This window comes from Oleiphilus sp. HI0080 (assembly GCF_001635135.1).
Window position 1 is genome coordinate 1 of the sequence record NZ_LWFU01001059.1, and the last position, 1068, is coordinate 1068.

Genomic DNA, 1068 nt, shown 5'->3' on the forward strand with positions numbered 1-1068 from the left:
CCGGCATGACGAGCGTAAAGTGATTTTTGTTGGTGATATCGTTGATCGAGGGCCGCGTATTCGCGAAGCGTTGCATCTTGTGAAAGATATGGTGGACGCGGGTGAAGCCGAGATTGTTTTGGGTAATCACGAATACAATGCTATGTGTTATTGCACGCGTGGGCGCGACGAGGAAGACCATATTTTCCTTCGTGAGCACAACGCGCGAAACCATCGCCTGATTCGCGAAACGCTGGAAGAGTTTGAGGCACATCCAAAAGAGTGGCAGTGTTTTTTAGAGTGGTTTCACAGCATCCCTTTGTTTTTGGATAAGGGGCACTTTCGTGTTGTTCATGCCTGTTGGGACCATCACGCAATAGAGCATTTCAAATCCCTCAGTCCAGACCATTGCCTGACCATGGATATGCTGTACGCTTCCGCGAGAAGTGGCACCTTTTTGGAGAAAATGGTTGATCGTTTAACACGGGGTACCTCCCTAAAGCTGCCTGATGGTGAAACAATTATTAGTAAAGATGGCTACATTCGGAATGTGTTTCGCACCAAGTTTTGGAACGAAGAGCCAAAGATTTATTCTGACGTCGTCTTTCAGCCTGACCCCTTGCCTGACAAACTTATGAATAGACCTTTGTCGGACGCAGAGCTCGATCAGTTGATGTATTACAATCATACTGAAGTTCCGGTTTTTGTCGGCCATTACTGGATGTCGGGTTTGCCCGCACCGATTACCGATAATGTCGCCTGCCTAGATTACAGCGCCGTAAAATATGGCAAGCTGGTGGCTTATCGTATGGACGATGAGCGCACGCTGAAGCCGGAAAAATTTGTTTGGGTGGATGTCTCTCCGTCATGATCGAACTTGCACGCTTAGCGATTGACCAAGATCTTGGGCCATTTTCAACCTGGCTGAACCAGAATGGTGTTCAGCACCGCGTTGTCGAGTCCGATGGCGAGCAGGTATTGATTTTGGTTGATGACTCGATGGCAGAGCAGGTCAATGAAGCCTTGCAATCTTATCTCCAAAATCCAGAGTTGAAGGAGCGTTTACAGCAAGTAAATGCCTCAAAAAAA

General features: G+C 47.7%; 2 protein-coding genes. Both read left to right on the plus strand.

The features are described 5' to 3' along the window. A partial coding sequence (locus A3751_RS19625) for a metallophosphoesterase (protein WP_068458630.1) occupies nucleotides 1-850 on the plus strand: 850 nt, incomplete at its 5' end. Continuing rightward, on the plus strand, nucleotides 847-1068 hold a 222-nt coding region (locus A3751_RS19630), incomplete at its 3' end, for a rhomboid protease N-terminal domain-containing protein (RefSeq protein WP_197466540.1). The genes A3751_RS19625 and A3751_RS19630, both read left to right, overlap by 4 nt.